The 26,425-nt window shown below is 60.8% G+C and carries 27 protein-coding genes and 1 riboswitch; of the genes, 10 read left to right on the plus strand and 17 right to left on the minus strand.

What is annotated here, in order from left to right; all coding sequences use genetic code 11:
- Positions 1-47: 47 nt before the first annotated feature.
- Positions 48-1,325: a hypothetical protein gene (locus RCJ00_RS04700; RefSeq protein WP_316220578.1), complete on the minus strand. Its 1,278-nt coding sequence runs from the start codon at positions 1,323-1,325 to the stop codon at positions 48-50.
- A 392-nt stretch (positions 1,326-1,717) separates the two neighbouring features.
- Here RCJ00_RS04700 and RCJ00_RS04705 point away from each other — a divergent pair, with 392 nt between their 5' ends.
- Positions 1,718-1,894 carry a hypothetical protein gene (locus RCJ00_RS04705; RefSeq protein ID WP_316220579.1) on the plus strand — a complete coding sequence of 59 codons (177 nt, stop codon included), beginning with the start codon at positions 1,718-1,720 and terminating at the stop codon, positions 1,892-1,894.
- 8 nt (positions 1,895-1,902) lie between these two features.
- Here the strand turns inward: RCJ00_RS04705 and RCJ00_RS04710 are convergent, their stop codons facing one another.
- A complete protein-coding gene (locus tag RCJ00_RS04710) occupies positions 1,903-2,757 on the minus strand; it encodes a M14 family metallopeptidase (protein WP_316220580.1) in 855 nt (284 codons plus the stop codon).
- A 103-nt stretch (positions 2,758-2,860) separates the two neighbouring features.
- The gene (locus tag RCJ00_RS04715) at positions 2,861-4,489 is read right to left on the minus strand and encodes an ABC-F family ATP-binding cassette domain-containing protein (RefSeq protein WP_316220581.1); all 1,629 of its coding nucleotides are present in this window, start codon (positions 4,487-4,489) and stop codon (positions 2,861-2,863) included.
- Between the two features lie 266 nt (positions 4,490-4,755).
- On the opposite strand from RCJ00_RS04715, the gene RCJ00_RS04720 reads away from it, so the two are divergent.
- The 5 genes from RCJ00_RS04720 to RCJ00_RS04740 all read left to right on the plus strand — a co-directional run bounded on the left by RCJ00_RS04720 (position 4,756) and on the right by RCJ00_RS04740 (position 8,343).
- Positions 4,756-5,337: a YqaA family protein gene (locus RCJ00_RS04720; protein ID WP_316220582.1), complete on the plus strand. Its 582-nt coding sequence runs from the start codon at positions 4,756-4,758 to the stop codon at positions 5,335-5,337.
- A gap of 3 nt (positions 5,338-5,340) precedes the next feature.
- On the plus strand, positions 5,341-5,910 hold the full coding sequence (locus RCJ00_RS04725; protein ID WP_316220584.1) for a disulfide bond formation protein B: 570 nt from the start codon (positions 5,341-5,343) through the stop codon (positions 5,908-5,910).
- 27 nt (positions 5,911-5,937) lie between these two features.
- Positions 5,938-6,513 (plus strand): demethoxyubiquinone hydroxylase family protein, encoded by a 576-nt coding sequence (locus tag RCJ00_RS04730; RefSeq protein WP_316220585.1) that lies wholly within the window; start codon positions 5,938-5,940, stop codon positions 6,511-6,513.
- Between the two features lie 83 nt (positions 6,514-6,596).
- Positions 6,597-7,889, plus strand: a complete 1,293-nt coding sequence (locus tag RCJ00_RS04735) for an NRAMP family divalent metal transporter (RefSeq protein ID WP_316220586.1) — start codon at positions 6,597-6,599, stop codon at positions 7,887-7,889.
- 40 nt (positions 7,890-7,929) lie between these two features.
- Positions 7,930-8,343, plus strand: a complete 414-nt coding sequence (locus RCJ00_RS04740) for a ribonuclease E inhibitor RraB (RefSeq protein WP_316220587.1) — start codon at positions 7,930-7,932, stop codon at positions 8,341-8,343.
- Positions 8,344-9,018: 675 nt separating this feature from the next.
- Here the strand turns inward: RCJ00_RS04740 and RCJ00_RS04745 are convergent.
- The 10 genes from RCJ00_RS04745 to RCJ00_RS04790 all read right to left on the minus strand — a co-directional run bounded on the left by RCJ00_RS04745 (position 9,019) and on the right by RCJ00_RS04790 (position 18,310).
- On the minus strand, positions 9,019-10,437 hold the full coding sequence (locus tag RCJ00_RS04745; RefSeq protein ID WP_316220588.1) for a DUF6880 family protein: 1,419 nt from the start codon (positions 10,435-10,437) through the stop codon (positions 9,019-9,021).
- Between the two features lie 87 nt (positions 10,438-10,524).
- Positions 10,525-11,481, minus strand: coding sequence for a hypothetical protein (locus RCJ00_RS04750; RefSeq protein ID WP_316220590.1), 957 nt, complete (start codon positions 11,479-11,481; stop codon positions 10,525-10,527).
- Positions 11,478-12,476, minus strand: coding sequence for a hypothetical protein (locus tag RCJ00_RS04755; protein WP_316220591.1), 999 nt, complete (start codon positions 12,474-12,476; stop codon positions 11,478-11,480). Before RCJ00_RS04755 ends, RCJ00_RS04750 begins: the two co-directional genes overlap by 4 nt.
- Positions 12,473-13,435, minus strand: a complete 963-nt coding sequence (locus RCJ00_RS04760; RefSeq protein WP_316220592.1) for a hypothetical protein — start codon at positions 13,433-13,435, stop codon at positions 12,473-12,475. The genes RCJ00_RS04755 and RCJ00_RS04760 overlap by 4 nt, the downstream gene beginning before the upstream one ends.
- Before the next feature lie 6 nt (positions 13,436-13,441).
- Positions 13,442-14,575, minus strand: coding sequence for a toxic anion resistance protein (locus tag RCJ00_RS04765; protein ID WP_316220593.1), 1,134 nt, complete (start codon positions 14,573-14,575; stop codon positions 13,442-13,444).
- A gap of 11 nt (positions 14,576-14,586) precedes the next feature.
- Positions 14,587-15,309, minus strand: coding sequence for a hypothetical protein (locus RCJ00_RS04770; protein WP_316220594.1), 723 nt, complete (start codon positions 15,307-15,309; stop codon positions 14,587-14,589).
- Positions 15,310-15,603: 294 nt separating this feature from the next.
- Positions 15,604-15,945 carry an ElaB/YgaM/YqjD family protein gene (locus RCJ00_RS04775; protein WP_316220595.1) on the minus strand — a complete coding sequence of 114 codons (342 nt, stop codon included), beginning with the start codon at positions 15,943-15,945 and terminating at the stop codon, positions 15,604-15,606.
- 133 nt (positions 15,946-16,078) lie between these two features.
- Positions 16,079-17,338, minus strand: a complete 1,260-nt coding sequence (locus RCJ00_RS04780) for a hypothetical protein (RefSeq protein ID WP_316220596.1) — start codon at positions 17,336-17,338, stop codon at positions 16,079-16,081.
- Positions 17,339-17,341: 3 nt separating this feature from the next.
- Positions 17,342-17,671 (minus strand): hypothetical protein, encoded by a 330-nt coding sequence (locus RCJ00_RS04785; RefSeq protein WP_316220597.1) that lies wholly within the window; start codon positions 17,669-17,671, stop codon positions 17,342-17,344.
- Between the two features lie 78 nt (positions 17,672-17,749).
- The gene (locus RCJ00_RS04790) at positions 17,750-18,310 is read right to left on the minus strand and encodes an HNH endonuclease (RefSeq protein WP_023458974.1); all 561 of its coding nucleotides are present in this window, start codon (positions 18,308-18,310) and stop codon (positions 17,750-17,752) included.
- 224 nt (positions 18,311-18,534) lie between these two features.
- Here RCJ00_RS04790 and gluQRS point away from each other — a divergent pair, with 224 nt between their 5' ends.
- On the plus strand, positions 18,535-19,332 hold the full coding sequence (gene gluQRS, locus RCJ00_RS04795; protein ID WP_316220598.1) for a tRNA glutamyl-Q(34) synthetase GluQRS: 798 nt from the start codon (positions 18,535-18,537) through the stop codon (positions 19,330-19,332).
- Here gluQRS and RCJ00_RS04800 read toward each other — a convergent pair.
- Entirely contained in the window at positions 19,329-20,351 is a 1,023-nt protein-coding gene (locus RCJ00_RS04800; protein ID WP_316220599.1) for a sodium:calcium antiporter, read from the minus strand. The genes gluQRS and RCJ00_RS04800 overlap by 4 nt on opposite strands.
- 97 nt (positions 20,352-20,448) lie before the next feature.
- A riboswitch (yybP-ykoY riboswitch) is annotated at positions 20,449-20,549 on the minus strand.
- A 172-nt stretch (positions 20,550-20,721) separates the two neighbouring features.
- A complete protein-coding gene (locus tag RCJ00_RS04805) occupies positions 20,722-20,925 on the minus strand; it encodes a cold-shock protein (RefSeq protein ID WP_023458971.1) in 204 nt (67 codons plus the stop codon).
- A gap of 357 nt (positions 20,926-21,282) precedes the next feature.
- Here RCJ00_RS04805 and RCJ00_RS04810 point away from each other — a divergent pair, with 357 nt between their 5' ends.
- The 3 genes from RCJ00_RS04810 to RCJ00_RS04820 all read left to right on the plus strand — a co-directional run bounded on the left by RCJ00_RS04810 (position 21,283) and on the right by RCJ00_RS04820 (position 23,459).
- Complete coding sequence (locus tag RCJ00_RS04810) at positions 21,283-22,419, plus strand: alpha/beta hydrolase (RefSeq protein ID WP_316220600.1); 1,137 nt, start codon at positions 21,283-21,285, stop codon at positions 22,417-22,419.
- Entirely contained in the window at positions 22,419-22,943 is a 525-nt protein-coding gene (locus RCJ00_RS04815; RefSeq protein WP_316220601.1) for a DUF1285 domain-containing protein, read from the plus strand. The genes RCJ00_RS04810 and RCJ00_RS04815 overlap by 1 nt, the downstream gene beginning before the upstream one ends.
- 84 nt (positions 22,944-23,027) lie before the next feature.
- A complete protein-coding gene (locus tag RCJ00_RS04820; protein ID WP_316220602.1) occupies positions 23,028-23,459 on the plus strand; it encodes an RcnB family protein in 432 nt (143 codons plus the stop codon).
- Positions 23,460-23,511: 52 nt separating this feature from the next.
- Here RCJ00_RS04820 and dxs read toward each other — a convergent pair whose 3' ends face one another.
- On the minus strand, positions 23,512-25,428 hold the full coding sequence (dxs, locus tag RCJ00_RS04825; protein ID WP_316220603.1) for a 1-deoxy-D-xylulose-5-phosphate synthase: 1,917 nt from the start codon (positions 25,426-25,428) through the stop codon (positions 23,512-23,514).
- A 37-nt stretch (positions 25,429-25,465) separates the two neighbouring features.
- On the minus strand, positions 25,466-26,377 hold the full coding sequence (locus RCJ00_RS04830; protein WP_316220605.1) for a polyprenyl synthetase family protein: 912 nt from the start codon (positions 26,375-26,377) through the stop codon (positions 25,466-25,468).
- Positions 26,378-26,425 lie beyond the last annotated feature (48 nt).

Consider the following 26,425-nt stretch of genomic DNA (forward strand, 5'->3'; position numbering starts at 1 on the left):
AGCCCCGCAGTGTCTTTCGCCTCAAAGACAGGGGCTTTAACGTCCTGTCAATTTGCCGGTGTCACGTTGACAACCTTCTGCATCAGGGTGTCCACTTTACGCCACTTGCATGCCTTGACGGTCTGATGGCGCTCTATCGTACATAGACGCGGCGTTACTGTGCGCCCATGATTGCCCAAAGGCCTTTGCCCCTGGGTCAGAAAAACCATCCGCTTACCGTCATGGCTGAGAAGACCGCCATCACGGGGATCTTCACAAGTTGCGACTTGGCCTTCGGCTACGTCTCCCCAGCACCTGTGGCCGTTAATATAAAAAACGATCGTCTTTTCATCGTCGCTAAATATTGGATGAAGCGTTTCCATCTTCAGAGCGACGTTGGTTTGGCCGTCTGCGGGGCCTATCCCCCAATCTGATGCCTTTGATAGGGGGACGTGCCCCTTCATGCCGATATCGCCTGTCGGCATCCGGAACAGCATACGTTCCAGGAAGCCATGGTCTTTTTCCGTATAGGTTTCGATATCGGACGGATGGTGAGCCAGGAACAGCGAAGAAAAAGCGTCGCTTACAGTCTTGCCGACCTCGTCCTGAACCTCGCTCGGTGCGGCGGGATCGTAATTGAATTCGATCGCGCGCGTTAGACCAAAGGCATAAAAGAAGATGTTGGTGGCAGTTACCTGAAGACCACTTAGCATATTGCCCTGAGGCGCCATGAAGGGACCGACAATCTCTTCTGTTTGCGTGTCCAATGCGTATCGGGCCACATAGGCGCCAGCCGAGCAGCAAAAGTACTGATGCGTATACCGGGTGACGGGGCCAGTGACATCTCGGCGGTGAATATCCTCCGTGCTGCGGGCATAAAACAGGTAGGCGCCAGTGCTGTCGAATGCGAGTTCTGGGTTATAATCGTTCGCATTCGATTTAACCGGCCTGTAGGTTCCTGCGAGTGTGTCGATGAGGATGAGACGGCGCTGCTCCTGGAAATAAGTCTTGCCGGTCGTTTGTGACTGGATGGAAGTGCGTTCGTTGACAAGAGCGGCAGCAAGCCTGCCATCCCGCGACAGGGCAACACGCACGACATCGGTATTAGGTTCCAGATTGTAAAGCGTCGCTTGTTGATTCGCCGTGTCGTAGATGACGAAGCTATTTTCGGTCCCGGCCGGCAGTTCGGCGATTTGACTGCCCGAACCGTTAATCGATTGATAAGCGCCCGACACCGAGCGCGGCCTGGGTGTCATGTTTGGCGTCTGAGCCATTACTGGCATTGCCGCAAGCCCGATCGCTATCGACAACGTGTTTAAACCTGCTCTCACAATCTGCCAATTCATTCACTTCCCCCAAACTCGTCGGCCATCAGCCTCGGACTTGATCGGCCTGTTGCAGGCGCATCCCCCCTCTGGATTGGGCATCAAGGCGTGATTCGAGACGTAAAAATTCATCGCTCGACAGGTAAGAACTGTAGCCTAGGCGCAAGGCATATATTTAGCACTGTCTTGTCAAGTGCGGGCAGGCGAATAAACAGCTTAGGGTGGCGCATTTATGGACCTGACGGTGGGGCATGCGCTACCTGCTTGGCGAAGATCCAATATGCCTTCTAATATATTGGTACGGCTAAGACGGCTTAGCGCCAACCCACCCTTCTGCCAGCAGCAGCCCCCCATCTCCACGTGCAACAAATATTAAGCCCGACCCCTTAGGCTCTGCGCTCTGGAGATGCCGAATGCAGATTGAGCAGTGCCGCAACATCATCATGCTGTACCGTTTACGGGACCGCGCGCGACGCCTTGTCGAAGCCAACCGTAAGGCCGGCAATCCGGGCGCGGCCAAGATCTACACTCAAATCGACGACTGGCTGGCCGTCCACATGTCCCACGCCATTTCACGCGCCCGGAGATAGGCGCCCCCTCACCCCTGCGCCAGAACATAGTCCAGGGCCGCGCACACTGCCGCGACCTGAGCGTCGTTGCAGTTTTGCGGGGAAACGCGGGGGCTGTCCGGATAGACCTCGGTCGTGGTGGTGTAAGGCGCGCCGGTTATGCCGGTACACATGGCATATGCCGCCACTGGATATTCAATCACCCCATGCGCCACCACCGGGCAGCCAATGATGTTACCGTTCGCATCGGCCGGCGCTATATGGGTGACGGCTTCGACGGCGGCGATAATGGCCTGTTGAAAGGCCGGTTGCGGATGGGCGCTATCGTCGACCAGGTAGAAACCGTCGGGCACCGTGTCGGGTTCATAGGTCTTGCCGTCACGCGCCGCCAAAGCCGGACGGAACTCGCTTTCGTCGCTGTCGGTCGTTTCGTGCAGGTCGATGTGCATCACAAACTGCCCGCGCAAAGGCGCAACCCGCGCCATGAGCGCCGCGGACTCCTGAACCGGCGTGCCCGCGCGGAAATTGCGGTTGGGGTCCAGGGCGTCGTAGTTCCAGCGGTTGATGCGCTCATAGGCCCACGGGCTGACGCAGGGCGCCACAATCAGGTTGATCCGGCCCGCATAAGCGGCGGCCTGAGTTTCCAGAAAAGCCAGCGCGCCCATAACGCCGCTGGTTTCGTACCCGTGCACCCCGCCCGTCACCAAGGCGGCCGGCAAAGCCGGATCCCAGTCGCGCGAACAGATGGCGAAAAGCGTGTAGGCTTCGTCCGCATAATTCAACTCGCCGTATGGCGCCACATCGAACCGGCCCGACAGCGCCAATATGCGCGGCAGAACCTCTTCGGCATAGCTGCGCAGACGCACCCGATCCTTACGCCACATTTCCCTTTCCGAGTCGTCCCAAGGGGCTCCAGGTCGTCCGATGGGATAAATGGCGTCGGTCATAATCACAGTCTCACAGGTTTACGTTTTGCCGCGTCTCACATTAGCCGCCCGGGTGCAGGCCCGGGGCTTCCTGACCCGTGCGGGCCACATATTCGCTATAGCCACCGTCATAGCGATGCACGCCTTCGGGCGTAAGTTCCAGCACGCGGTTCGACAGGGCCGCCAGGAAATGCCGGTCGTGCGACACGAACAACATGGTCCCTTCGAAATCGGCCAGGGCGGCGACCAGCATTTCCTTGGTCGCCATATCCAGGTGGTTCGTCGGTTCGTCGAGCACCAGAAGATTGGGCGGATCGAACAACATCTTGGCCATGACCAGGCGCGCCTTTTCCCCGCCGGACAGCACCCGGCATGGCTTTTCGACATCGTCACCGGAAAAGCCGAAACAGCCCGCCAGTGTCCGCAATGCCCCTTGGCCTGCCTGCGGGAATGAGCTGTCCAATGACTCGAAAATCGTCTCTTCGCCGTCCAGCAGATCCATGGAATGCTGCGCAAAATAACCCATCTTGACGCTGGCGCCGACGGTCACTGTCCCCTCATCGGGCGCCGACGCACCGGCCACCAGCTTGAGCAGCGTGGACTTACCCGCGCCATTGGCGCCCAGCACACACCACCGTTCCTTACGCCGCACCAGGAAGTCCAGCCCGGAATAGATCGACTGGCTGCCATAGCTTTTGTGCACGTTGCGCAGGTTGAGCACGTCGTCGCCCGAACGCGCCGGCGCGCGAAACTCGAACTGCACCGATTGACGCCGCCGCGGCGCTTCGACACGTTCGATCTTGTCTAGCTTCTTGACACGGCTCTGCACCTGGGCAGCGTGCGACGCGCGCGCCTTGAACCGTTCGATGAACTTGATTTCCTTGGCCAGCATCGCCTGCTGGCGCTCAAATTGCGCCTGACGCTGCTTTTCGGTCAGCGCGCGTTGCTGTTCGTAGAAATCCAGATCGCCCGAATAGGTGATGAGCGAGCCGCCGTCGATTTCCACCACCTTGCCGATGATGCGGTTCATGAAGGCGCGGTCGTGCGACGTCATCAACAAGGCGCCATCGTAATTCTTCAGGAAGGCCTCCAGCCAGATCAGGCTTTCAAGGTCAAGGTGGTTGCTCGGTTCGTCGAGCAACATGCCATCGGGCCGCATGAGCAGGATGCGGGCCAGCGCCACACGCATCTTCCAGCCGCCGGACAAAAGCCCGACATCGCCATCCATGCGTTCCTGGCTGAAACTCAAGCCCGCCAGCACTTCGCGCGCCCGCGCTTCCAACGCATAGCCGTCCAGTTCTTCGAAGCGTCCCTGCACATCGCCATAGCGTTCGATGATGGCGTCCATCTCGTCCGCCTGGTCCGGATCGACCATGGCGGCTTCCAGCTTGGCCATTTCGGTGGCCAGCGCGCTCACCGGGCCTACGCCATCCATCACCGCCGCCACGGCGCTCTGGCCCGACATTTCGCCGACGTCCTGGCTGAAATAGCCGATCGTCATGCCGGCATCGATGCCGACCTGGCCGTCATCGGGCTGCTCCTGACCCGTGATCATGCGGAAAAGCGTGGTCTTTCCGGCGCCGTTGGGCCCGACAAGCCCGACCTTCTCGCCCTTCTGAATCCCCATGGACGCATCGATGAAGAGGATCTGATGGCCGTTTTGCTTACTAATATTATCGAGACGAATCATACGGTTCTTACTGACTGAAAAACAGGGAGGCGGCGGGGAAGGCAGACGACGTGCGCCATGACCGAATAAACCATGACCTGACGCGGCATGGGCAGCGATTTACAGTGACATGCAGATTAAGGAAAGGGCGCAAACCGATTTAACACGGGGCGACGACCCTATTTCCGTTCCGTCCCGTTCCGCCACCCGGCTCTCCCTCACGAAATCCAGGCGACAAGTGCCGCGTGGGCTGATATGGCAGGAACCGGACTGACTCAGGAGTTTTCGTGCTACGACGCCTTTATAACTGGCTGCTTAATCTGGCCGGCACCAAACATGCCGAAAAGGCGCTGGCCGCCGTTTCCTTTGCCGAAGCCTCATTCTTCCCCATCCCGCCCGATATCATGCTGATCCCCATGGTGCTGGCACGGCCGGAACGCGCCTGGCGCACCGCCGCCATCTGCTCCATCGCCTCGGTGGTCGGCGGCTTTCTGGGCTACGCCATAGGCTACTATGCGGGGCCTCTGGGCGTATGGATTCTGGGCCTGTTCGGCCATCCCAACGGCCTAAAGGAATTCCACGACTGGTTCGAAAAATACGGCGTCTTCCTGATCTTCGCCAAGGGCCTTACCCCCATCCCGTATAAGCTGGTGACCATTTCCGCCGGTCTGGCGCAGTTTTCGCTGATGTGGTTCTTCATCGCCTCGGCCATTACGCGCTCCTTGCGCTTCTTCCTGGTCGCTGGCCTCGTCAAAAAATTCGGCCCTGAAATCACAGAACTGATGGAAAAGCGCTTCTATCTGGTCGGCACTATTGTTGTCGTCCTGATCGTGGTAGGGATTCTTGCCGTTAAACTCCTGCCCCATTGAGTCATGAGCGCTTCCCGCACCAGCCCCCCCAGATCGAATAAAACCCTAAAGCGCCTGGCCCTGGCGTTCAGCCGGTGGTGGAGCATCACTGCCCTGGTGCTGTCCCTGCTTATGCTGGCCACCGCCTGGTCGTTTCAGTTGTTCGCCCATCTGGCGCCGTGCCATCTATGCCTGAAACAGCGCGACATCTACTGGATCGCGGTCGGCGTCTCTCTGGTCGCCAGTGTGTGGGCGCTGTTCACCGGGGCCAAGGGCCCGCCGCGCGTCTTTTCCTTCGTGCTGTTCGCCATCTTTGCAACCGGCGCAGCCATCGCCCTCTTCCATGCCGGTGTCGAACTGAAATGGTGGACCGGCCCGCAAAGCTGCACCGCGTCGGGCCGTGACATCAGCCTGGACGACATGGCCGCCTTCATCGCCGGGGCCACGACACGGGCGCCGATGTGCGATGTGGCGCAATGGCGCATGTTCGGCGTGTCCATGGCGGGCTATAATGCCATCGTTTCCGCCATCCTGGCCCTGCTCAGCCTGATCGCCTCGCTGCGGTTCCGCCCGAAGAGCCGACACCACTACTAAAGGCCCTTTCCGAAAGGACGCCGCGCCATGTCCACCAGTTCCCCCTCTGTAAGACCCGTTCCGCCCCGCCCCGGCTATGGTGCATCGCGCCGCCGTCTGGAAGAGATCCTGCGTGTCGATCATGCCGGAGAGCTGGCCGCCGTGCAGATTTACAAAGGCCAGAGCATGGTCTTTTCCGATACCCCCAAACGCGACCTCAGCCGCCAGTTCAGCCAGATGCAGGGCGAGGAACAGGTTCACCTCGACGCGTTCGAAGGGCTGATGCGCGACAATAGGGTCCGCCCCACAGCCATGACGCCGATCTGGCGGCTGGCGGCGCTGGGCCTCGGTGTCGGCACGGCCCTGCTGGGCGAAAAGGCCGCCCACGCCTGCACCGAAGCGGTCGAAAGCGTCATCGGCGACCATTATAACGAACAGATCGACGAACTGAGCACCTCCGATCCGGACCTGGCCGCCCGCCTGCGCCAATTCCGCGACGACGAACTGGGCCACCACGACCGCGCCGTCGATCAGGGCGCGCGCGAAGCGCCGGGCTATCCGCTGCTCAGCGCCCTCATCAAAACCGGCTGCCGCGTCGCCATCAAGATCAGCGAAAAAATTTAGCCGCGCTGCCCCCGCCTTCCGTATCGACTTCCGGTCCGATCTGTGGATCATCCCCGCGGACACGCACACAACGGACTCAGCGCATGGCCGACACCGGCACGGACGACAAGAAAGAAGAAAAAGACCAAGAAGATAGGGGCCTGACGAAGTGGCTTAAGCTGCTTGGACCTGGTCTGGTGACCGGCGCCAGCGACGACGATCCTTCGGGCATTGCCACCTATAGCCAGGCCGGCGCGCAATATGGCCTCAACACCCTTTGGACCGCGCTCATCACCTTTCCGCTGATGGCCTCGATCCAGGAAATGTGCGCCCGCATCGGCATTGTGACGACGCGCGGCCTGACCGGCATTCTCAAAAAACATTACCCGGCGCCCATCCTGTGGCTGATGGTGGTGTTTAGCCTGCCCGCCATCATCCTCAATATCGGCGCCGATATCGCCGGCATGGGCGCGGTCGCCAACCTCATCATCCCCGCCGTCCCCGCCCTGTGGTTCAGCGTCATCTTCACGGTTCTGCTTCTGGGTGCCATCATCTGGCTGCCCTATGCCAAGGTGGCGTCGGTGCTGAAATGGCTATGCGCCGTGCTGCTCGTCTATCTTATCGTACCCTTCCTGGCGCATCTCGACTGGGCGAAGGTGGCACGCGACACGCTGGTGCCGCACATCGAATGGAACAAGGCCTATATCAACGTCCTGGTCGCCATTCTCGGCACCACCATCTCGCCCTACCTCTTCTTCTGGCAGGCCAATATGGAGGTCGAAAACGCCAAGCAGTCGAAGGGGCTGATCGTCGATCGCAAGCAGATCAAGGAGATGGGCTTCGACGTCGATATCGGCATGTTGTTTTCCAACGTCGTCATGTTCTTCATCATCCTGACGACCGGTACGGTGCTGTTCAATGCCGGCATCCACCAGATCGACACGGTGGAACAGGCGGCCAAGGCGCTTGAGCCCCTGGCCGGCGATGCCGCCTACTACCTGTTTGCACTCGGCATCATCGGCACCGGCTTTCTGGCCATTCCGGTGCTGTCCGGGTCTTTATCCTATATCCTGTCGGAAACCTTCGGCTGGGAAGAAGGGCTGGATAAGCGGTTCAACGAAGCCCCGGCCTTCTACGGCGTGATTATCGTGGCGCTTCTGGTCGGGCTCGCCATCAACTATGTCGGCATATCGCCGATCCAGGCACTGATCTGGTCGGCCATACTGTACGGCCTCACCTCGCCGGTCATTATCGCCATCGTACTGCATATCTCCAACAACAAGGCGGTGATGGGCGAATTCACCAATGGCCTGTGGTCGAATATCCTGGGCGCCCTGACCTTCGTGCTGATGACCGCCGCGGCGGGCTTCATGCTCTATTTCCAGTTCGCCGGTTAGGTCCTATAGTCGCCGCATCCGTACCGAGGGGGAAAAGCGTATGATAAAGACGATAGCCGTGACCGTCGCCTTGGCGCTTGCCTTCGGCGTGCCCGCCTACGCCCAGGACAAAGCCGCACCAAGTTCTTCCAAAGCCCTGTTCGCCGACATGAAGGCCCACGCACCGTGGGACACGTCGGGCGATCTGTTGTGGACCTTCTATTTCGTCGGACCGGACAAGGCGGACCTTCAGGCCGTGGCCACCCTCCTGGCCGCCAAGGGCTATACGGTGGTGGACATCCGCCCACAGGACAAAGCCGATAAGGCCGCGCCCGCCCTGCTGCAGTTACAGGTCGAAAAGGTCGAACGCCTGACCCCGGCCAAGCTCGATGCCCGCGAACAGGAACTCTATACCCTGGCCGAAGGCCATGGCGAGGTCCTCTATGACGGCATGGACGTCGGTCCCGCGCAGTAAACCCCATGAAAAGCGGCTTCAATCCCGCCCGGCGAAACCGGAACATCGGCACCTTGCCAGACCGGCCGGAGTTTGCAGCGTATACAGAGCGCCTGACAGCGCGCCCCGCGGCGATAAGGGCGCGAGAAATCGATGACGCGCTGATGTCGCTACCAAGTTGATACGACCTCATCTATTGCTGCCGATAGTCGCGATAAGATCGAAATCGGCCTTCTGGTCCGGCCCGTAGACATGGCTTTGACGTGAAGAGTCCTGCTCCGACAACATAGAGCAACGCAAATGGATACATTCCATTTTCTCCGCCTGTACGACGCTTATTTTTCGCGAAAGGCTGTTCCGGTTCGGGGTATTTCCGTTCGATCCCGATAGACGGCTCTGAGCCACCGCGACCCGGCGAAACAATAGTGATGCGCTATCGAGAGCAGGAAGTTGAAATAATATTGTACCTCCCTGGCTTTGCCGGGGAGGGGGACCGCACGACGACGCAAAGCGTCTAGATGCGGTGGTGGGGTGCCTTGCTTCTCGCTGTTTTAAGGGGAACGTCGGCAGCAAGATGTCACGATTATACCTAGGCAAGAAACCCCACCACCGCACCTAGGCAGCAAGCTGCCGTCGTGCGGTCCCCCTCCCCAAGCAAGTTGGGGAGGTACAATATTAAGTGTCCTTGTTCCTCCCCTACTCCACCAGTGCCCAGAAGGCCGCCTTGCGGCCATGGCTGGCCTTGAGACGCGCATCATAGGCCTCATGCGTCTCCACCCCGTCAAAGTCATCGATGCGCGGCGCTAACCTGCGAATATCGGCATAATAGCCGGCGGCGCGTTCGTAATCATGCGTCTGAAACCCGGTCAGGATCATGTCGATCATCCGGCGCAACAGGATCGTCGCCGCCAACGGATAACGCGTCTCCAGCTTTTCCACCGCCGGGGCCAGCACCGCGTCGGCATGGCCGTCGATCTCGCCCGCCCGGCGCAGCACCACCCGCGCCGCCCGATCGAGTGACGGCCAGCGGACCAGAAACGCCAAAGCCGCCTGCGCGTCGCGGACGGTTTCCACCTGATCCAATGCCGCATCCTCGGCTTCCACATCGTCGAAATCGGGCAGGCGTTTCAGATAGGCACGCAGATGATCGGGATTGAGCGTGCGATGGAATATCTGCAACCGGAAGGCCTGCGCCTCTTCGGTCCGCCCCAAAGCCTGCAACACCTCCAGCCGCACCGCATCCCACTCCGGCGGATGAACGCCACGCGCCACATCCAGCGCGGTCAATGCTTCCGCCGCCCGATCCGCCTTGAGCAGCCGTTCGGCGATGTGCGCCGCCACATCGGGCAGGCGCGGATCGGGCTGAAGCGCGATATAGGCATCGATATCGCCCAAGGCATCGGCGATAGCCAGCAGGGCCAGGCGCACCGCGTGGGCGCGCGGCTGACGCTGGGGCGCATCGCGGGTCTGGCTGCGACTGCGCCGCCAGCGCGACGTCTTGCGGCTGCGGCTCGGCGCGCGTGTATCGGGTTGGGCGGCACCGGCCAGGACCGCTGCCCGCACCTGACGCAAACCGTCCGCACCCAAGGCCGTCGCCACAGCGGCAATGACGCCATTGGCCTGGCCGTAGCCATTGCTAAGCACGGCATCGACCACACGCGGCGCCAGATCGTCGGTAGACGGGCGGGCTTCGGTGGCAATGGGGCCCAGATCGTCACTGGCTTGGCGAAAGATGGCCAGCACCTCGCCCGACGCATCGGCCGCCCGGTCCAGCACGCCGTCAGCCATGGCGCTGAACTGCCACATGAGGTCCAGCGCGTCGGCGGGCGACGCCTTGGCCACCTGCTCCACGATCAGGCGGCGCTGGGTATTGAGGTCGGATTTGAAGCCCTTCAGGCTGCGCCAGCCGACCGTGACCGTCGCCGCGGCAATGGCCGTCAAGCGTTTGCGGATTTCGCGGATCAGCTTGTCAGGGCTGTCCAGCCCCGCCAGCTCCATGCGTAACAGACGCTTGGCATTGGCATTGCCGGTACTGATTTCCATCAGCAGTTCCGCCAGACGCCCCGCGCCCAGGGCTTCGAGATTGCTTGCGTTCAGAGTCGTTTTTGAAGCCATCCCGCCAGTCTATAGCAGATGCGCCGCAAGGCAAATGCAGTAGGGAAAATGCGGTTCCGCCATCCTGCGCACCTGACCAAAAGACGGTCAGGCCTTTGCGGGCTTCATTTCAAAATCCAACACGGCGATGCAGCGCGCCCGGCGCACTAGTATCCCACTAAGGATCGCCAGCCCCACACATACAGCGATAAGCAGAAAGCCAAACACCAAGGCAAGACGAGCCAGCCCCCGCATGACGGCTGGCGACACAGCGCCGGGATCGTAAGTGCCATTGCCGGGCGGCTGCCCGTTCGCGGCCAACCACTCGCGCATGATCGCCGTCCGCCAGCGGAGACTATCCGTCGCATCTGCCATATGCCGAGGATCGATTGCGTCCATATGACGCTTGGCTTCGTGTACATCGCCCAGCAGATATGCCCGTTGCATGAAGACATAATGCAGGGTGTTCTGCGACCATCTTGGGTCGCAACCGACGTGTTCGATTTTGTTTTCGACGATGCGGCTGGTATCTGCAAATCCGCCAAGACACAGCCGGATATCCTTGGCGGGGTGCCTGGCGTCGACGACCGGTGTCGGTCCGAACGCGTCTTTCGTCGCAACCTGCAGGGCCGTGGGGGACAAAGCCCCGACCGGCGCGCGATCATAGCCGATGCGCACGCCGACGCCCCAGGACGCGGCAAAACTCAGATGGATCAGGATAGCAATCACAGCAAGGGCTTTGTACTTGCGGAAGATAAGGCAAAGAACGGCTGGCAGAAAAAGCACGTAGCGCCCAAACTGCGGCACAAAGTTCAAAACTTCGCCCGATACCGGGCCAAACCGATCATATTCCATGTTCCGGATCTGGACACCGAGAGTTTTCCAGTAGTCGGCGTAGGACCAACTAAAGGCCACATTTGAAAATGCCGTGTGACTTGCCGCGCCCGGCAACCCGTAAACCCAGCCCAGGCAAAGCAGATAGATGCCAATAACCGCCACCCAGGCCGCAATCACCCGATACTGGCCTGCGCGTCGCCAAAGGTGCGCAGTGAATACCGCCGTCATGAGGTTTGTGCCCCCAGATTGAGGTTTTGTAGCCGCACAACCCGCCGCCGTATAACTATCGAGAAAACCAGAAAAAGGCTGAAGATAACCAGGCCTACACAGCCGAGTGCCAGACCAACAGTCGAAATTACCCGACACACCCCCGGCGGCATGATCAATGGAAAGTAGCTGTTTTTGGCTGGCACAAAGCCCTTTGACTCCGCCCATTCACCCGCCAACCGCACCCGCCAGTTCATCATGAGGGAGTCCGGCGTCATATGAAGCGCATTCATCCCGTCGATATGGCGCTTCACCGCTGGCGCATCGCCTTTGAGATAGGCGTATTGCATGAGGACGCTATGTAGCTGGTTCTGACGCCATCTTGGATCGCACGGCACCACAAGTCCTCTGCTCGTGACGATGTAGGGCGTGTCGCTGGGGTTCGACTCGACTTGCATGGCTCCGCCACCCAGAAGGGGTATGAAGAAGGTATCTGTCTTCGGGCATAAACGCGACAGTGTGGCCGATCCTGGCTCAGCCGAGGCCATATTCGCGCTGGCGTCTGCATCTGCTTGTGCGAGGAGGTTGGCGGAGAAGGCTTGGGCGGGCAGATTAATATCGGCGCCATGGGTCTGAGATGCGGTTGAAAACTCGGACGCCAGTTGCATGGCGATCGCCACAACGATCAGCCCTTTAAATTTCTTCTTGATCAGGCAGGCGATTGCACCACCGATAATAATCAAATAGAGCACCGGGGAGACGGTCGCCAAAAAGGTCCATACCTGGATTGCGAAGGGGCGTTCGCCGCTTGGAAGTTCAATGCCCGCACGGCGCCAATAGGGGTATTCATTCCAGTCGAGACCAATGCTGCTAAAGCCGGTATTGGACGAAGCAGGCGGAAAGCTGTAAATGGCGGAAAGCAATAATCCAGCAACAGCGACGACAACCGCCCAGATGGCGATGGAGCGATACTGCCCGGCGCGTAGACGAAATTGATCGATGAAGCCTGCCCTCATCCGACGGTCCGAACGGGGCGCAATGCCTCCAGTTGACTTTCGATCTTGCCAATACGCTTGATACGCCGATGCAAAAGGCCTGTGAATATACTGAAGGCGAAGGCGCACAAAAAGAATAGTTGCATCATCAGGAACAGGACTTGCGTCCCCTGCGCCAGAAACGATTCCGGACGGGGCGAAGGGGCAAGCGCGATCAGCGACGCTTTCAGCACGCGCAACCGCGACGCCTTGTAAGGCGACGCATGGAACCCGCGGCCATCCACAGGGCCGATCGCTTTCAATTTCTCCCAGTCATGATGAATATATGCGATTTGCGCGCGAACATATTTCGCCGCACCGTCCGTGTCGTTCATCCTCGCAAGCGCGGCCTCCACCGCCTGCACCTTTCGCGCTTCCACGACGTCGGAATCACGATGGACAATGAGCGAATCCCTGGACGCTTCGGGAGTCATCATCACAATCAGGCCCCACGCAACCACAGCGGGTATCGCCACTTTCCCAATTTCCTTCGGCTGACTCTTGACCAGACACCGGCAAACCGCCAGGAAGGCGATCAGTATAACAGTATCCAGCGTCGCCCCATCGTACCCGAACGGCGCTCCAGGAATCGCCAAGCCCGCTATACAGGCCAGCAAAAGGTAATAACGCCCGCGCAAGGCCGCGATGACACCCGTAATGCCAATGATGCCGATAAAGGCGGTGTAACCCACCCATGGCATGAACGTCCTGTCCATCGCCGGGGGAATATTGCGTTGTAAATCAACGCCGCTTGCGACTAGGTATGGCGCGACGCTTGCCGGTACATCTACCAGGCTCTGCATGTAGTCGTTACGGAGCGGGTGAATTTCCGTGACATACCCGCAGAACAGAGCAAAAAGCAGTTGCGCTATCCAAATAATCTCCCCGGCATAGACAAATTTCTGCCAACGCGCCTCGAGTATCTTTCCCCCAGACGTCACTCGACACTAGCCCCGGCTGGCCGTAAGGGTGGCATCTCGCCCGGCAATCCGCTGATAACCGGCCGTCATTTCGTTGCGCAGTCCTTCAAGTTCGCCAGACAAAGCATCGCGGCGCTTGGCGCCTGCCTCGTGTGCCGCCTTGACGTCCATCAGGGTCTCAAGCACCTTTTCATGAACGTGCCGCAAGGTATCGACATCGATAACCATGCGCTGGTTTGCTTTAGCTGTGGCAACCGAATTTTCGTGTAGCAGGTCTGCATTTCGCTTCATGAATGCGTTGGTGGCATCGTCAATCGTGTTCGCCAGACCGACGGCGGCCTTTTGCTCCTCCAGGGTCAAGGCCATCAGGAAAGCCCGCTTCCACGCGGGCAAGGTCAGATTCCGTACGACGTGAAACTTGTCGATCAGGGCAATATTGTTCGCCTGCATGACGCGGATCATGGGCAAGGTTTGCAGGGCGCTATGCTGAAGAATCTTCAGATCCGCCGACCGTTTGGCCAAGGCGTTGCGCGATCCTTTCAAAACGGCGGCGCGCTCTGCCCCGTCCATGTCGTCACCAGTACTGACGATGGCAATCTGCGCGTCAACCTGCTCGATATAGTGATCGATGGCAGCAATATGCGCCGCCAAGCTCGCATGCTCGGCTCTCACCCCATCGTACATGGTTTGAAAGTCGACACTTCGCTTTTCCAGCGTGCGCGATGTCTTTTCAACGTTGTCGACCAAGTCGTCCATCTGGCCCTTGACCGTCTCAAACCGCGATAGCATTCGCTCCTTGGTCAGAACCAGCTTTTTTAACAGTCCGCCGACGACGGGCGTTCGCGACCATTTCGCGTCCAACGACGACATGTTGAAATCCTTAGCAACGACGACAATCGCGTTCAGTTGCTCTCCCATACCGTCGAGGTCGCTGGTTCGGGCGGCGGACAGCAACGTATCCGTATACGCCGCCGTCCGATCGGCGACGTCGCGGCCGAACGCCATGATCGACATGGGCGATGCCATATCCAGTGTGCCCATAAGGCGGGCAACCTCCGCCGGATCGGCTTCGGAGGACATCGCGTCCGGAAGCGTTGCTTCTGGGGCGAGGCTTATCGACACGTTAGTACGCAAATCGGTGGCGGCGGACGCTTGGGTCATTAGCGGATCTTTCAAAATAGCTTGGCGAGAAACGCGTCATGCGTTCGGACAAAGGCAAGCGCGAGCGGCGACGATTTTTTTACCGGCTTGGCCGACTGGGCCACAGCCAGAGCATCGCGTTGCCAGAGGTTGAAAAGCGTCGTCGTCACGTCATCGAGACGGTCGATTAGCGCGGTCATATTCGTATCGGCTAAAGTGATCTGCGCACAGGTGACATCATTGGACGCCTGTAACGCATCCAGATTCGCCAGGCGACGTTGAAACCTGTCCATTAGAAATGGGTCGGCGCCAGGGTCCGCGGCGATAGCGCGCCGGCCCGCAGCGATAACGCGGTGCAGTCGCTCCTGCTCGGCCAGTATTTGCGCCCGTGTACGTCGCAGATCATGCCGTAATCGCTTGGCGCTATAGGCCTTGGCCTGTAAGTCGCGAACATCGGCGCTAACCTGCCGCACCCCCAGATCAAAGCGCATTTTTGCCTCGATGTCGGCGCCGGTCAGTTGGCTGAGCGGTCCCTGGCTGCGAAACAGCTTTTCCATATTAAGGCTGCGCAACTTTTCGATAAGCGACTGCATCCCCGCCGTCAGGTCGCGAACCGGACTCTGGGTAAGGCTGTCTTCCGGCATAGGAATGCTGCGGGCCACGCGTCCCATAAAGGCGATAGACGCTTCGTCAATCGCTATCTCTCTGCCCTTGCGAGGTTCTGCGGCGGGCGGTAATTCTTGAGTTTGCAGCAAAGGCCCCTCCATTCGGATGGTAACCTTATACGACAATGCAATTAATGGTGGTTTAAGCCCGTTCGATTTTGTTATCTTCTTGACGTAAGCCGCCCACTACGCGCCTATCGACCGTAACGATGAGACGATGCCCAATTGCGCGTCGGTCTATTTTCGCCGTAGCCCAAAAACCCATCCCGCACAGTTCCCAGCAAAGGCAAGATTATGGCAGTGCCCTAATGGGGACTTTTGCATGGCTACACCACAAGCCATGCAACCGTTGGAAGCAAATCAAAATAACGCCCCCTAATGCCTTTAATAGCTGGGACGGCGCGGGCTACGCATGACAAGCCCAAGCACGATGCCGATACCCAGGCTGATCAGGGCCGCCGGCACCGGATTGCCGCGCACGCGGTCGGTCAGGTGATGCGCGGCATCCTTGACCTCATGACGGGCCTTGTCGGCGAAATGGCGTATCTTGTCATTGGCGTGGTCGGCATAGCTCGATACATCGTCCGCCGCATCGCTGATCAGCTTTTCAGCGTGGCTGGCGGCGGCATGAATGTCGTGGCGGGCGGTTTTGAACTCGTCGCGGGCGTCATTTTCGGCGCTGGCTTCGGTGGCTTCGGCGGCGCGCTTGGTAAAGGCGGAAAACATGAGCTGGGCCCTTTCTAGTGTTGAACCAGTGGCGCACAAACAGGCGCCCCGGGGCTCATCTAGACGCAGGCCGTGATCGAAAGCGATGGCGGGATATGGCTGTAAATATAAGGCGGCCGTTGGGAGAAAGGCTCTAGGCCGCCGCCCCGGCCTGCGCCCGGTTTGGCCACACCCCGGACAGGGCGGCGCGCAGGGCCACGATGACAGTCAGGCAGCCGAACAACAGCATGGCCATGGGCGTGCGGTGCCAGCCTTCGATATGCAGGATATAGGTCAGAATGCCCCAGACCATCCAACCGGAGAACAGCCACGACAGCAAAAACCGGAAGACCCCGCCGCCGACGCGATAAGCCACCGCCATCAGCAGGGCCGCGTAGGGCACGATCAGGATCATATCGTAATCGAGGATGCGCGGCGTCATCAACGGCACCAATCCCATGCCGAACAGCAACCGTTCGTCGTCGTCCATCCGGCCCCAATGGGCGATAGCCATCCCGGCAAGGGTCATGACCGCCATGAAGCCCAGCGCCAGTTGCCAGTTCAGGTCCGACTTGCCCGGCACATGAAAGACGAAATTGGTCAGTTCGAACCATCCCATGCCCGGCTGGCGCGCCAGCGTCACCGAATGGAGCGTCTTCTGCCACGCCTTGCCGTAATGGCCATCGGTCAGGATCATGATCTGGTTGACCGCGACACCCGCCACCGCGCGCCAGCCAAAGGCGAAGCCGCGCCGCCACAGGGCGATGTCATCGAGCAGGAAGATAACGAAATAGGCCAGGAAGGTCGGCTTGACGCACGAACACAGCAGCACCGTCACAGTGAACGGCCAGCGGGCATAGCGCCATCGGTCGTCACCGGCGACATGCCCTGTCCTTGGGCCCGCCCCTTGCCCCGGTTGGAAAAAGAACAGACTGGCCAGTACCATGGAGTGCATGACGATGCCGACATTGGCGCACACGAAGGTCATGGGCGTAAGGGCGGCAAAGGCCAGCCACCGCCAGCGGATGTCGATGCCATCGAAGCGCTTCACCAGCGCAAACCACAGCAGGAACAAAGTCGCCGGCGCCAGAAGGACAATAAGGAACAGGGTCCGCGCCCCATTTACCCCGAATGCGTCGATAAACGGCACGAACAGGCGCGCCACCTGGGGCGCGTAGACATAGGCCGCAGGCCGATTGCCGCCGCAGCTCGGCGGATGGATGGCATAGGGCGAATGGCCGGACGCCAGCGTCTTGGCGCCGCACAAGACGGCGTCGATATCCATCAATATCCACGCCCCATGCGTCAGCATATGGTACAAGCCCGCCACCACCGGCCAGGCACAGAACAACATGAAGAGCAGCAATAGCGGCTTGAACCGGGTCAGGCGGCGCAGAACGGTCAGGGCATCCACGGGTTAATGGGCCTCGAATTCGTGGCTCTGGCGCAGGTGCTCCAGAATGATTTCGCGCACGTCGTCATCGACCCCGGCCAGGTCAATATGGGCGTCGCCGCTATCGAGCATGCGGATTTTCACCCGCTCTCCCATATAGACGAAACTATGGATCTTGGGGCCGAACAGGCGTTCGCGGCGGACCTCGAACCGGACGCCGAGCGTCTGCTCAAGCGCGGCCTGCAACGGCTCAAGCGGAATACGCGTCCGCCCCTTGGGCCGCGGGAACGACACAAGGCCAAAACGACGTTCATCCAGGATGAAACGCACAGGTGCAGGTCTGTCAAACGACATGTTCTATGCCACTTTAAATCCGGTCAAAGCAGAAAAAGCTCCCCGATACGCCGCCGAATACCCCCTGCGCGCCGGAGATTACCCTTCCAGTAACGTATCCCAATACAGGTAGTCTATCCAACTTTCGTGAAGATAGTTAGGGGGAAAACGCCGCCCCAATTCCTGCAACTGATACATTGTCGGCCGGTGTGGGTTTTTTGTCGGCATCATGCGTGCCTGCTGGGGAGTTTTTCCCCCTTTGCGCAAGTTGCACGGTGCGCACGCGGTCAGGATGTTGGTCCAACTGCTCTTGCCGCCCTGGCTGACGGGCACGACGTGATCAAAGGTCAGGTCTTCGGCAATGCCGCAATACTGGCACGAAAACTGATCGCGCAGGAAAACATTGTATCGGGTGAAGGCCGGCGGGCGGTTCTGGTCGATATAGGTTTTGAGCGACACCACGCTGGGCAGCCGCATCTTCATCGACGGCGAATGGATTTCAATGTCGTAGGTCGACACAACGTCAACGCGGCCTTCAAAGACGGCCTTTACGACATCCTGCCACGGCTTGGTCGACAGGGGATAATAGGACAACGGGCGGAAATCGGCATTGAGCACGAGGGCGCGCCAATCCGAAGGCGGGCTTTTCAGAATCTGCATGACAGTCTCCTGTCAGCGGAAAGCACTCTCATCACAGTGTGTTTGAAGACGTATCCTCCTTAGTCAAGCAGGTTAGTCACTGTGGATAGTCTGAGCCCGATTCCGCAGAAAAGAAACCCAATTTTTTATGACGGGAACGTTAATGTGGCGGTGCGGGAAGATCGCGCGCCCGGATTCTGGACAGGGTTCTGGAAAGGTATTCGTCCCTGCCCTATGGTGCGGGCATGTTTCGCTCCCGCTTCGCCCCCTCGCCGACCGGCTACCTGCATCTCGGCCACGCCTATAGCGCCCTGACCGCGTTCGAAACCGCCCGCAGCCAGGGGGGCGAATTCATTCTGCGCCTGGAAGACATCGACCATACCCGCTGCCGTCCGCCCTACGAAGCCGCCATCTATGACGACCTGGCCTGGCTTGGGCTCGACTGGCCCCGCCCGGTCCTGCGCCAAAGCGCGCACCTGGCCGACTACGCCGCCGCGCTGGACACCTTAAAACACCTGGGCGTCCTCTATGCCGATACGCGCACCCGCAAGGGCGAGGCCGAAGCCGCCCTCAGCGCACCCCAAGGTGAGGCCATGGTGGATGACGGACCGGCCACGCCCGCCTGGAAGCTGTCGCTTGAGGCCGCCCGTCGTCATCTGGGGGGCCGTTATGACGACCTCAGCTTTACCGAACACGGCGAAGACCGCCGCGCCGATCCTTCCGTCAACGGCGATGTCGTATTGGGGCGCAAGGATATCGGCGTCGCCTATCACCTGGCCGTGGTAATCGACGATGCCCGCCAGGGCATAAGCCGCGTCATCCGCGGCCATGACCTCTACGACGCCACACACACCCAGGTGCTGATTCAGGCCCTGCTGGGCCTGCCGACGCCGCATTACGCCCATCACGCCCTGCTGCTAGACGATCAGGGCCGCCGCCTGGCCAAGCGCAAGGGCTCAAAGGCCCTGCGCGACTATCGTCAGGACGGCCTGACGCCCGACGATATCCGTGCCCTGATCGCCGCTACGCCGAAAGCACTTTAGAACTGAAACGTCCGCAAGGCTTCGGGCGCGAAGACCATCCACGCCACGAACAGGCCATAGAGCAAGCCGATCGCCGCCAGCCACCGGCTGTCGACCTTTGCCTTGTTGAGACGGAACACGCTCCACAGCACGATGATGGCCAGCCCCGTGATCAAGCCCGAGACCAGAAGCGTGCCGTCGAAGCGCCACGGCGTGAAGAACAGGCCCAGGGCCGACGGTATGGTCGCCTGGATCATCATAGCGCCGGAAATATTGGCGAGCGCCAGGCGTTCCTTGCCCTGACGGACCCAGATGATGGCGTTCATGATTTCCGGCAGCTCGGTCGCCACCGGGCTTAGCAAAAGCGCCACGATGTGCGGCGACAAGCCGGCGAAATGGCCGATGGCTTCAAGCTGGCCGACAAACAGGTGAGAGGCAAAGGCGATGACGCCGAGCGCCAGACCGGCCTGCAACCCGGCCCAGGCCAAGCTGGGATTCCCCGGTCGGATTTTCAGCGGCTCCAGATCATCTTCCTCGGCGCTGCTTTCACCGCTATTGATCTCGCGCCAGACATAGAGGGCATACGCGGCCAGGAACAGCAGGCCGAGCCACGGCTTGATGGTAAAGGCGACCAGGCCGAGCGCCACCTTGACCACGAAAATGGCCAGAAACGACAGTTGGTCGCGCGCCAAGCCCGCGGCATCGACATCGACGCCGTGATCGGCTCGCCGCAGCTTGCGTTTATTGAGCCAGAGCGCCAGCCCGACCACGCCATAGGCGACAGTGGCCAGAACCAGCGGCCCGCCCATGGCGGCGCCGACGCCGATATCCTTTTGCTGGGCTGTCTGGCCAAAGGCGACGGCGGTGAAGGTGACGGCGCTTTCCGGCAAGGCGGTGCCGAACGCAGCCAGAACGGTGCCAACGGCGGTGGCGCCCAGGTTAAGGCGTTTGCCGAACCATTCGACGCTGTTCACGAAATACTCACACGCGAAGTAAATCGCGGCGGCTGAGCCCAGGAAAAGGGCGATAGTCAGGAGCATGGTGTCATTCACGGGCCGGGCAAGCTAAAAAAACCAATGGCGCAAAGATACGGCTCACCCGGCGAAGGTGTCGCATCCCTGACCAAAGGTCTTGCCTGCTGACGAAATCGTCAGTGCCTGCGCCATGAACCTGCGGGTCCAAGTGTGTTGACGCGTGCCCGTCGCGAACGACGGCGGCTACTCCCCAATGACAGTGTCTCCGTTATGCATGATTTCGGACCTGCCGCAATCCCTAAGGCGCCAAATTTGAGGATGAACCTGAAAAACAGACCCGGATCAGGCATGAAAAAAGCGCAGAGCAGCCTTACGCCACCTGCGCTTTTCCCGTCAGGACAACGGTCCGAAGACCGGAATGCCTTAAGATGCGATCTTACAGAAGCTGAATATCGACCGCAGCGGTCTTGCCGCGCTCGTTCTGCAACTCGTAAGATACCTTCTGACCGTCGGCCAGGCCTTGCAGGCCGGCGCGTTGAACAGCGGAAATGTGAACGAAGACGTCATTGCCGCCTTCTGAGGGCTGGATGAAACCGTAGCCCTTGGTGGTGTTAAACCATTTGACCGTACCTTCGGCCATGTGCGCTCTCCTTGGGTCTCGAGCTGTTACGAGGCGTGAGGCTTTTACCCCCCACAAGACAATCGTGTATCTCGGTAGCAGCGGGCGAGACTGAACGGCATGCGGCGCGGGCACCGAACCCTTTCAAATCCCTTTAGCGTAGGCAGCCAGACTAACGGATTGTGGAGATATTAAGCCGCAGGTTTTTAAAACGGTCAAACAGAAATATGCCGCAATTGGCGAATCTGACGCGCATTTTACCGGAAATTTGATCAAAATGCCGCAGTTTGCGAGATTATTTATCGCACACCGCTGCGTTCCGGGCGCGAAAGGTGCTACATCCGTCCCCCCGCCTTGCGTTTTCGCCGAGCCTTTTCCATGCGCCTGCCCGCCTTCGACACCCGCTTTCTCAACACCTGGCTGCTGAAACGCGCCCTGTCCCTGCCGGCGGCGGTGTTGCGGTTCGTGTCGGGCGGTGGGGTTGTCCACGTCGCTGGCCGCACCCTCGATCCCCAGATTCAATGCCTGTGGCGCGCCCTGTATAGCCAGGCCTCCGGCCGCACGGGGCTCAGCCTGACCGCCAAGAGTCTGGAAACCGCGCGCCAGGAATGGCAGGAGGCTGCCGCCCTGTTTGGCCTGCCATCTGATATTCGGGTACGGTTCGAATCCATCGGCGGTGAAGGGGCCGCCGCCGGGACCATTCCGCGCGGCCTGCTGATCCGGCCGGCGCGGGTGTCCGAAGATGCCCCCCTCCTCGTCTTCTTTCATCAGGGCGGCGGCGTGCTCGGCGGCCCGGACCTCAGCCGCGCCTTCGCCGTCCGGCTGGCGCACCAAGCCCGCTGCCCGGTCTTCCTGCCCGAATACCGGCTGGCGCCTGTCTACCGTTTCCCCGCCGCGCTCGATGACGCCCGCGCCGCCTTCGACTGGGCTCAGGCCAATGCCGCACGTCTTGGCGCACCGTCGGGCCGGGTCGCCATTGGCGGCATCCTGACCGGCGCGGGGCTTGCCTTGCGCGTCAGCCTGGACCTGCGCCGCGATTTCAAGCCCTCGCCTGTGGCGCAACTGCTCGTCACGCCCCTCGCCGATCTCAGCGACACGCACAGTCCCGCCAATGCGGCGCTTGGCCTGTGGCCGCTGTCGAGCGCGGATATCGACCTGCTGATCGGACATTATGCCGGCGGCGGCGCCAGCCTGACCGATCCGCGCCTGTCTCCGGCGCTCGAACCGCTCCTGGTGGGCCAGCCGCGCACCTTCGTCGTCTCCGCCGGTCTCGACCCCCTGGCCGATCAGGCCGAAACCCTCGTGCAACGCCTGATCGCGGCGCGCGTCCCGACCGTCTATCGCCGCTATGACACCCTTCCGCTCGGCTTCGACCTGTTCGCGGCCGTGGTCGATGCGGCGGCGGAAGCCACCGACGACATCGCCGACACCTGGGTCGAGCTGCTGCGCTCGGGCCAAGGAGAGCCCGAAGCAGAGCCAGAAGCCGAAACCGACAGCGCTACGGCGGTGGCGTGATGGATCTGTCGCGCCTGTATGACGACATGACGGTTCAGGCCGGTCCGCCGCCGGTCGATACCTGGCATCCCCCGTTCTGCGGCGACATCGACATGGTGATCCGGCACGACGGCACCTGGCATTACAACGGCACGCCGATCGAGCGGCACGCCATGGTGCAATTGTTCAGCCGCATCCTGCGCCGCGACGGCGAAGCGTTTTTCCTGGTGACACCGGTCGAAAAGGTCGGCATCCGCGTCGAAGACGCGCCCTTCATCGCCGTCGAAATGACCGAGACCGCGCCTCTCACCTTTCGCACAAATGTCGGCGACATTGTCGTCGTCGGGCCGGATAATGCCCTGCGCTTCGACACCGGCGCAGACGGCTTTCGTCCCTATATCCATGTCCGCGGCGGTCTGGAGGCGCGCCTGTCGCGCGACCTCGCCCGCGAATTGGCCGATCTCGCCCAGGTCGAAGACGGCTGGTTCGGCGTGCGCGCCGGCGGCGCTTTCTTTCCTATTTCGCCTGCGGAAACTGTACCTTAAACCTGACAACAGCGTTCATGCACGGTTCAGGCGACGGGTCATATAGTGATCTTCATTGGGGGTGATTAAGAAAAGGAAATCGCCATGAAACGCTTTTTGACATCTACGGCCCTCGCTGTTCTCGCCGGCACACTGGCGTTCGGCAGCGTCGCCTCAGCAGACCCGCGCGATCACGATCGCTATGATCGCCACGAACGTTACGACCGTCATGATCGCTACGACCGAGGTGATCGCGACTGGCGCCGTGACCGCTATGACCGCCGCGACGCCTATCGCGATGGATATCGGGATGGCCGCGACCGCGGCTACCACAATGGCTGGCGCGACCGGTCCGACTGGCGCCGCGGCGGCTACGTCTCCTACGTCGACTGGCATCGCGGCTACGTGGTAGACTATCGCCACCATCACCTGCGCCGCCCGCCCTATGGCTATGAATGGCGCCGTGTCGACAACAACTATGTCCTCGCCGCCGTGGCCACCGGCCTGATCGCTTCGGTGATCATCAACAGCTACTAAATAGATACGCGGAAACGGCGCCTCTCACGGGGCGCCGTTTTTGTATCGGGGTTCAGCCCTTGACCATCTTGGCCGCGACCGCATCTTCAAGGCCCAGCGCCTTGAGCGCGGTCAAGGCAATACCGGCGGCATCCAGTCCCGCCTCGGCATACTGGTTCGCCTGACTGTTCTGATCCTGATAAATATCGGGCAAGGTCAGGGTACGGATCTTGAGCCCGGCGTCCAGCGCGCCTTCGCCCGCCAGGTAATGCAGGACGAACGCGCCGAACCCGCCGACCGCGCCTTCTTCGACCGTGATGAGGCATTCGTGGTGACGCGCCAGTTGCAGCACCAATTCCTTGTCGATCGGCTTGGCGAACCGGGCATCGGCCACCGTGGTCGACAGGCCGCGCGCCGCCAGCATGTCGGCGGCTTTGAGGGCGTCAGCCAAACGCGTGCCCAACGACAGAATGGCGATCTTGGAGCCTTCGCGCAGGATACGGCCCTTGCCGATGGCCAGAGGGCTGGCCATTTCGGGGATGGCCACGCCCGTCGCTTCACCGCGCGGATAGCGGAAGGCGGACGGACCGTCGTCATAGGCCGTGGCCGTGGCGATCATGGCCGCCAATTCGGCTTCGTCGGCCGCCGCCATGATCATCATGTTCGGCAAGGCGCCGAGATAACCGATATCGAAGCTGCCCGCATGGGTCGCCCCGTCGGCGCCCACCAGCCCCGCCCGGTCGAGCGCGAACCGCACCGGCAGGTTTTGCAGGCTGACATCGTGCGCCACCTGATCGTAGCCGCGTTGCAGGAAGGTCGAATAGATGGTGCAGAACGGCTTCATGCCATCCGCCGCCAGCCCCGCCGCAAACGTCACCGCGTGCTGTTCGGCAATGCCCACATCGTAGCAGCGCGCCGGGAAGACTTCGGCGAAACGATCCAGCCCCGTGCCCGACGGCATGGCGGCGGTGATGGCGACAATACGGTCATCTACCCGCGCCTGCTTGATCAGTTCGGAGGCGAAGACGTCGGTGTAGCTCGGCGCATTGGCCTTGGGCTTTGATTGTTCGCCGGTGATGACGTCGAACTTGGCGACGCCATGATACTTGTCCGGCGACGTTTCGGCGGGCGCGTAGCCCTTGCCCTTTTGCGTCACGACATGGACCAGCACTGGACGGTCGTTGATGTCGCGCACGCGCGTCAGGACGGTCAGCAGATGTTCCATATTGTGGCCGTCGATCGGCCCGACATAATAGAATCCCAGCTCTTCGAAGAAGGTGCCGCCCGTGACATAGGTGCGCGAAAACTCTTCGCTCTTGCGCACCAGCTCGAAGATGGAGCGCGGCAGCCGTTCGGCGACGCTCTTGCCCCAGCGGCGAACCGCCTGATAGGCCCCGCCCGACACCAGATTGGCCAGGTAGGCACTCATCCCGCCGACCGGCGGCGCAATCGACATGTCGTTGTCGTTGAGGATGACGGTCAGGTTGCGCGTCGTTTCGGCGGCGTTGTTCATCGCCTCATAGGCCATACCCGCCGACATCGATCCGTCGCCGATCACGGCGATGACCTTGTTGTGCTCGCCCTTCTGGTCGCGCGCGGCGCAGAAACCGAGCGCGGCGGAGATGGAGGTCGCCGCATGGGCCGCACCGAACGGATCGTAGACGCTTTCGCTGCGCTTGGTGAAGCCCGACAGGCCGCCACCCTGGCGCAGGGTGCGGATGCGGTCGCGCCGCCCGGTCAGTATCTTGTGCGGATAGCATTGATGCCCGACATCCCAGATCAGGATATCCTTTGGCGTCTCGAACACATGGTGCAGGGCGACGGTCAATTCGACCACGCCAAGCGCCGAGCCGAGATGGCCTCCGATCTTCGACACCACGTCAATGGTTTCGGCGCGCACTTCGTCGGCCAAGGCCTTGACCTGCACGGGGGTGAGATCGCGGATATGCTCGGGTTGGACGAGCGTATCGAGTATAGGGGTTTCAGGCATTCAATAAACGCAACCGGTTGCTGGCGTAACGGCAGTCTCAGTTGCGCCGATTAAGTACGAAGTCAACACTTTCACGCAAGTATCGCGCCCTTGCGCCGAAAATATCAAGACGGGATTTGGCCTGCTCCGATAAAATCTGTACACGGCTTTTCGCCTCGTCCAATCCAAGCAGGGTGACGAAATTCGTCTTGCCCTTGGCGGCGTCCTTGCCACCCGCCCCCTTACCCAGCAAATCGGGATCGCCTTCGACGTCCAGCAGGTCGTCGGCGATCTGGTACGCCAGCCCCAGATCCTGGGCAAAATGCATCAGGGCCATGCCGTCTTTTTCAGGCGCATCGGCGATGATCAGCGGGATCTGGAAGGCATAGACGATCAGCGCACCGGTCTTCAGCCGCTGCATACGCGCCACGCCGCCCAGATCGTCCGACACCCCGATGAGGTCGATCATCTGGCCGCCCGCCATGCCCTGCGCACCCGACGCCTGGGCCAGCATACGGATCAGGTCAACGCGGACCTGCGGGTCTTCATGCGTGTCTTCCGAGGCCAGGATTTCAAAGGCGACGCTTTGCAGCGCATCGCCGGCCAGAACAGCGGTCGCCTCGTCATAGGCGCGGTGAACGGTCAACTGCCCGCGCCGAATATCGTCGTCATCCATGCACGGCAGGTCGTCATGGATCAGCGAATAGGCGTGGATGCATTCCAGCGCGCAGGCGGCGCGCAGCACGGCGTTTTCTTCTGCATCGAACAGGCGGGCCGCCTCCAGCGCGAAGAAGGGGCGCAACCGCTTGCCGGGGCCCAGCGCCGCATAGCGCATGGCTTCGGTCAGCCGCATTTCCGGGCCTTCGCCGCGCGGCAGCAGTTCATCCAGCGCCATCGTCACCAGATCGGCCGTTTCGGCCATGCGCGCCATCAGCGGCGGCAAATCGGAATTGGCGGCGACGGGGGTCAAGATGAGACGGCTCCTGTTTTGGTGTTTCCGGATTTCGGCTTCGAAATC

The organism is Asticcacaulis aquihabitans (assembly GCF_032490435.1).
In the GTDB taxonomy this organism is placed as follows: domain Bacteria; phylum Pseudomonadota; class Alphaproteobacteria; order Caulobacterales; family Caulobacteraceae; genus Asticcacaulis.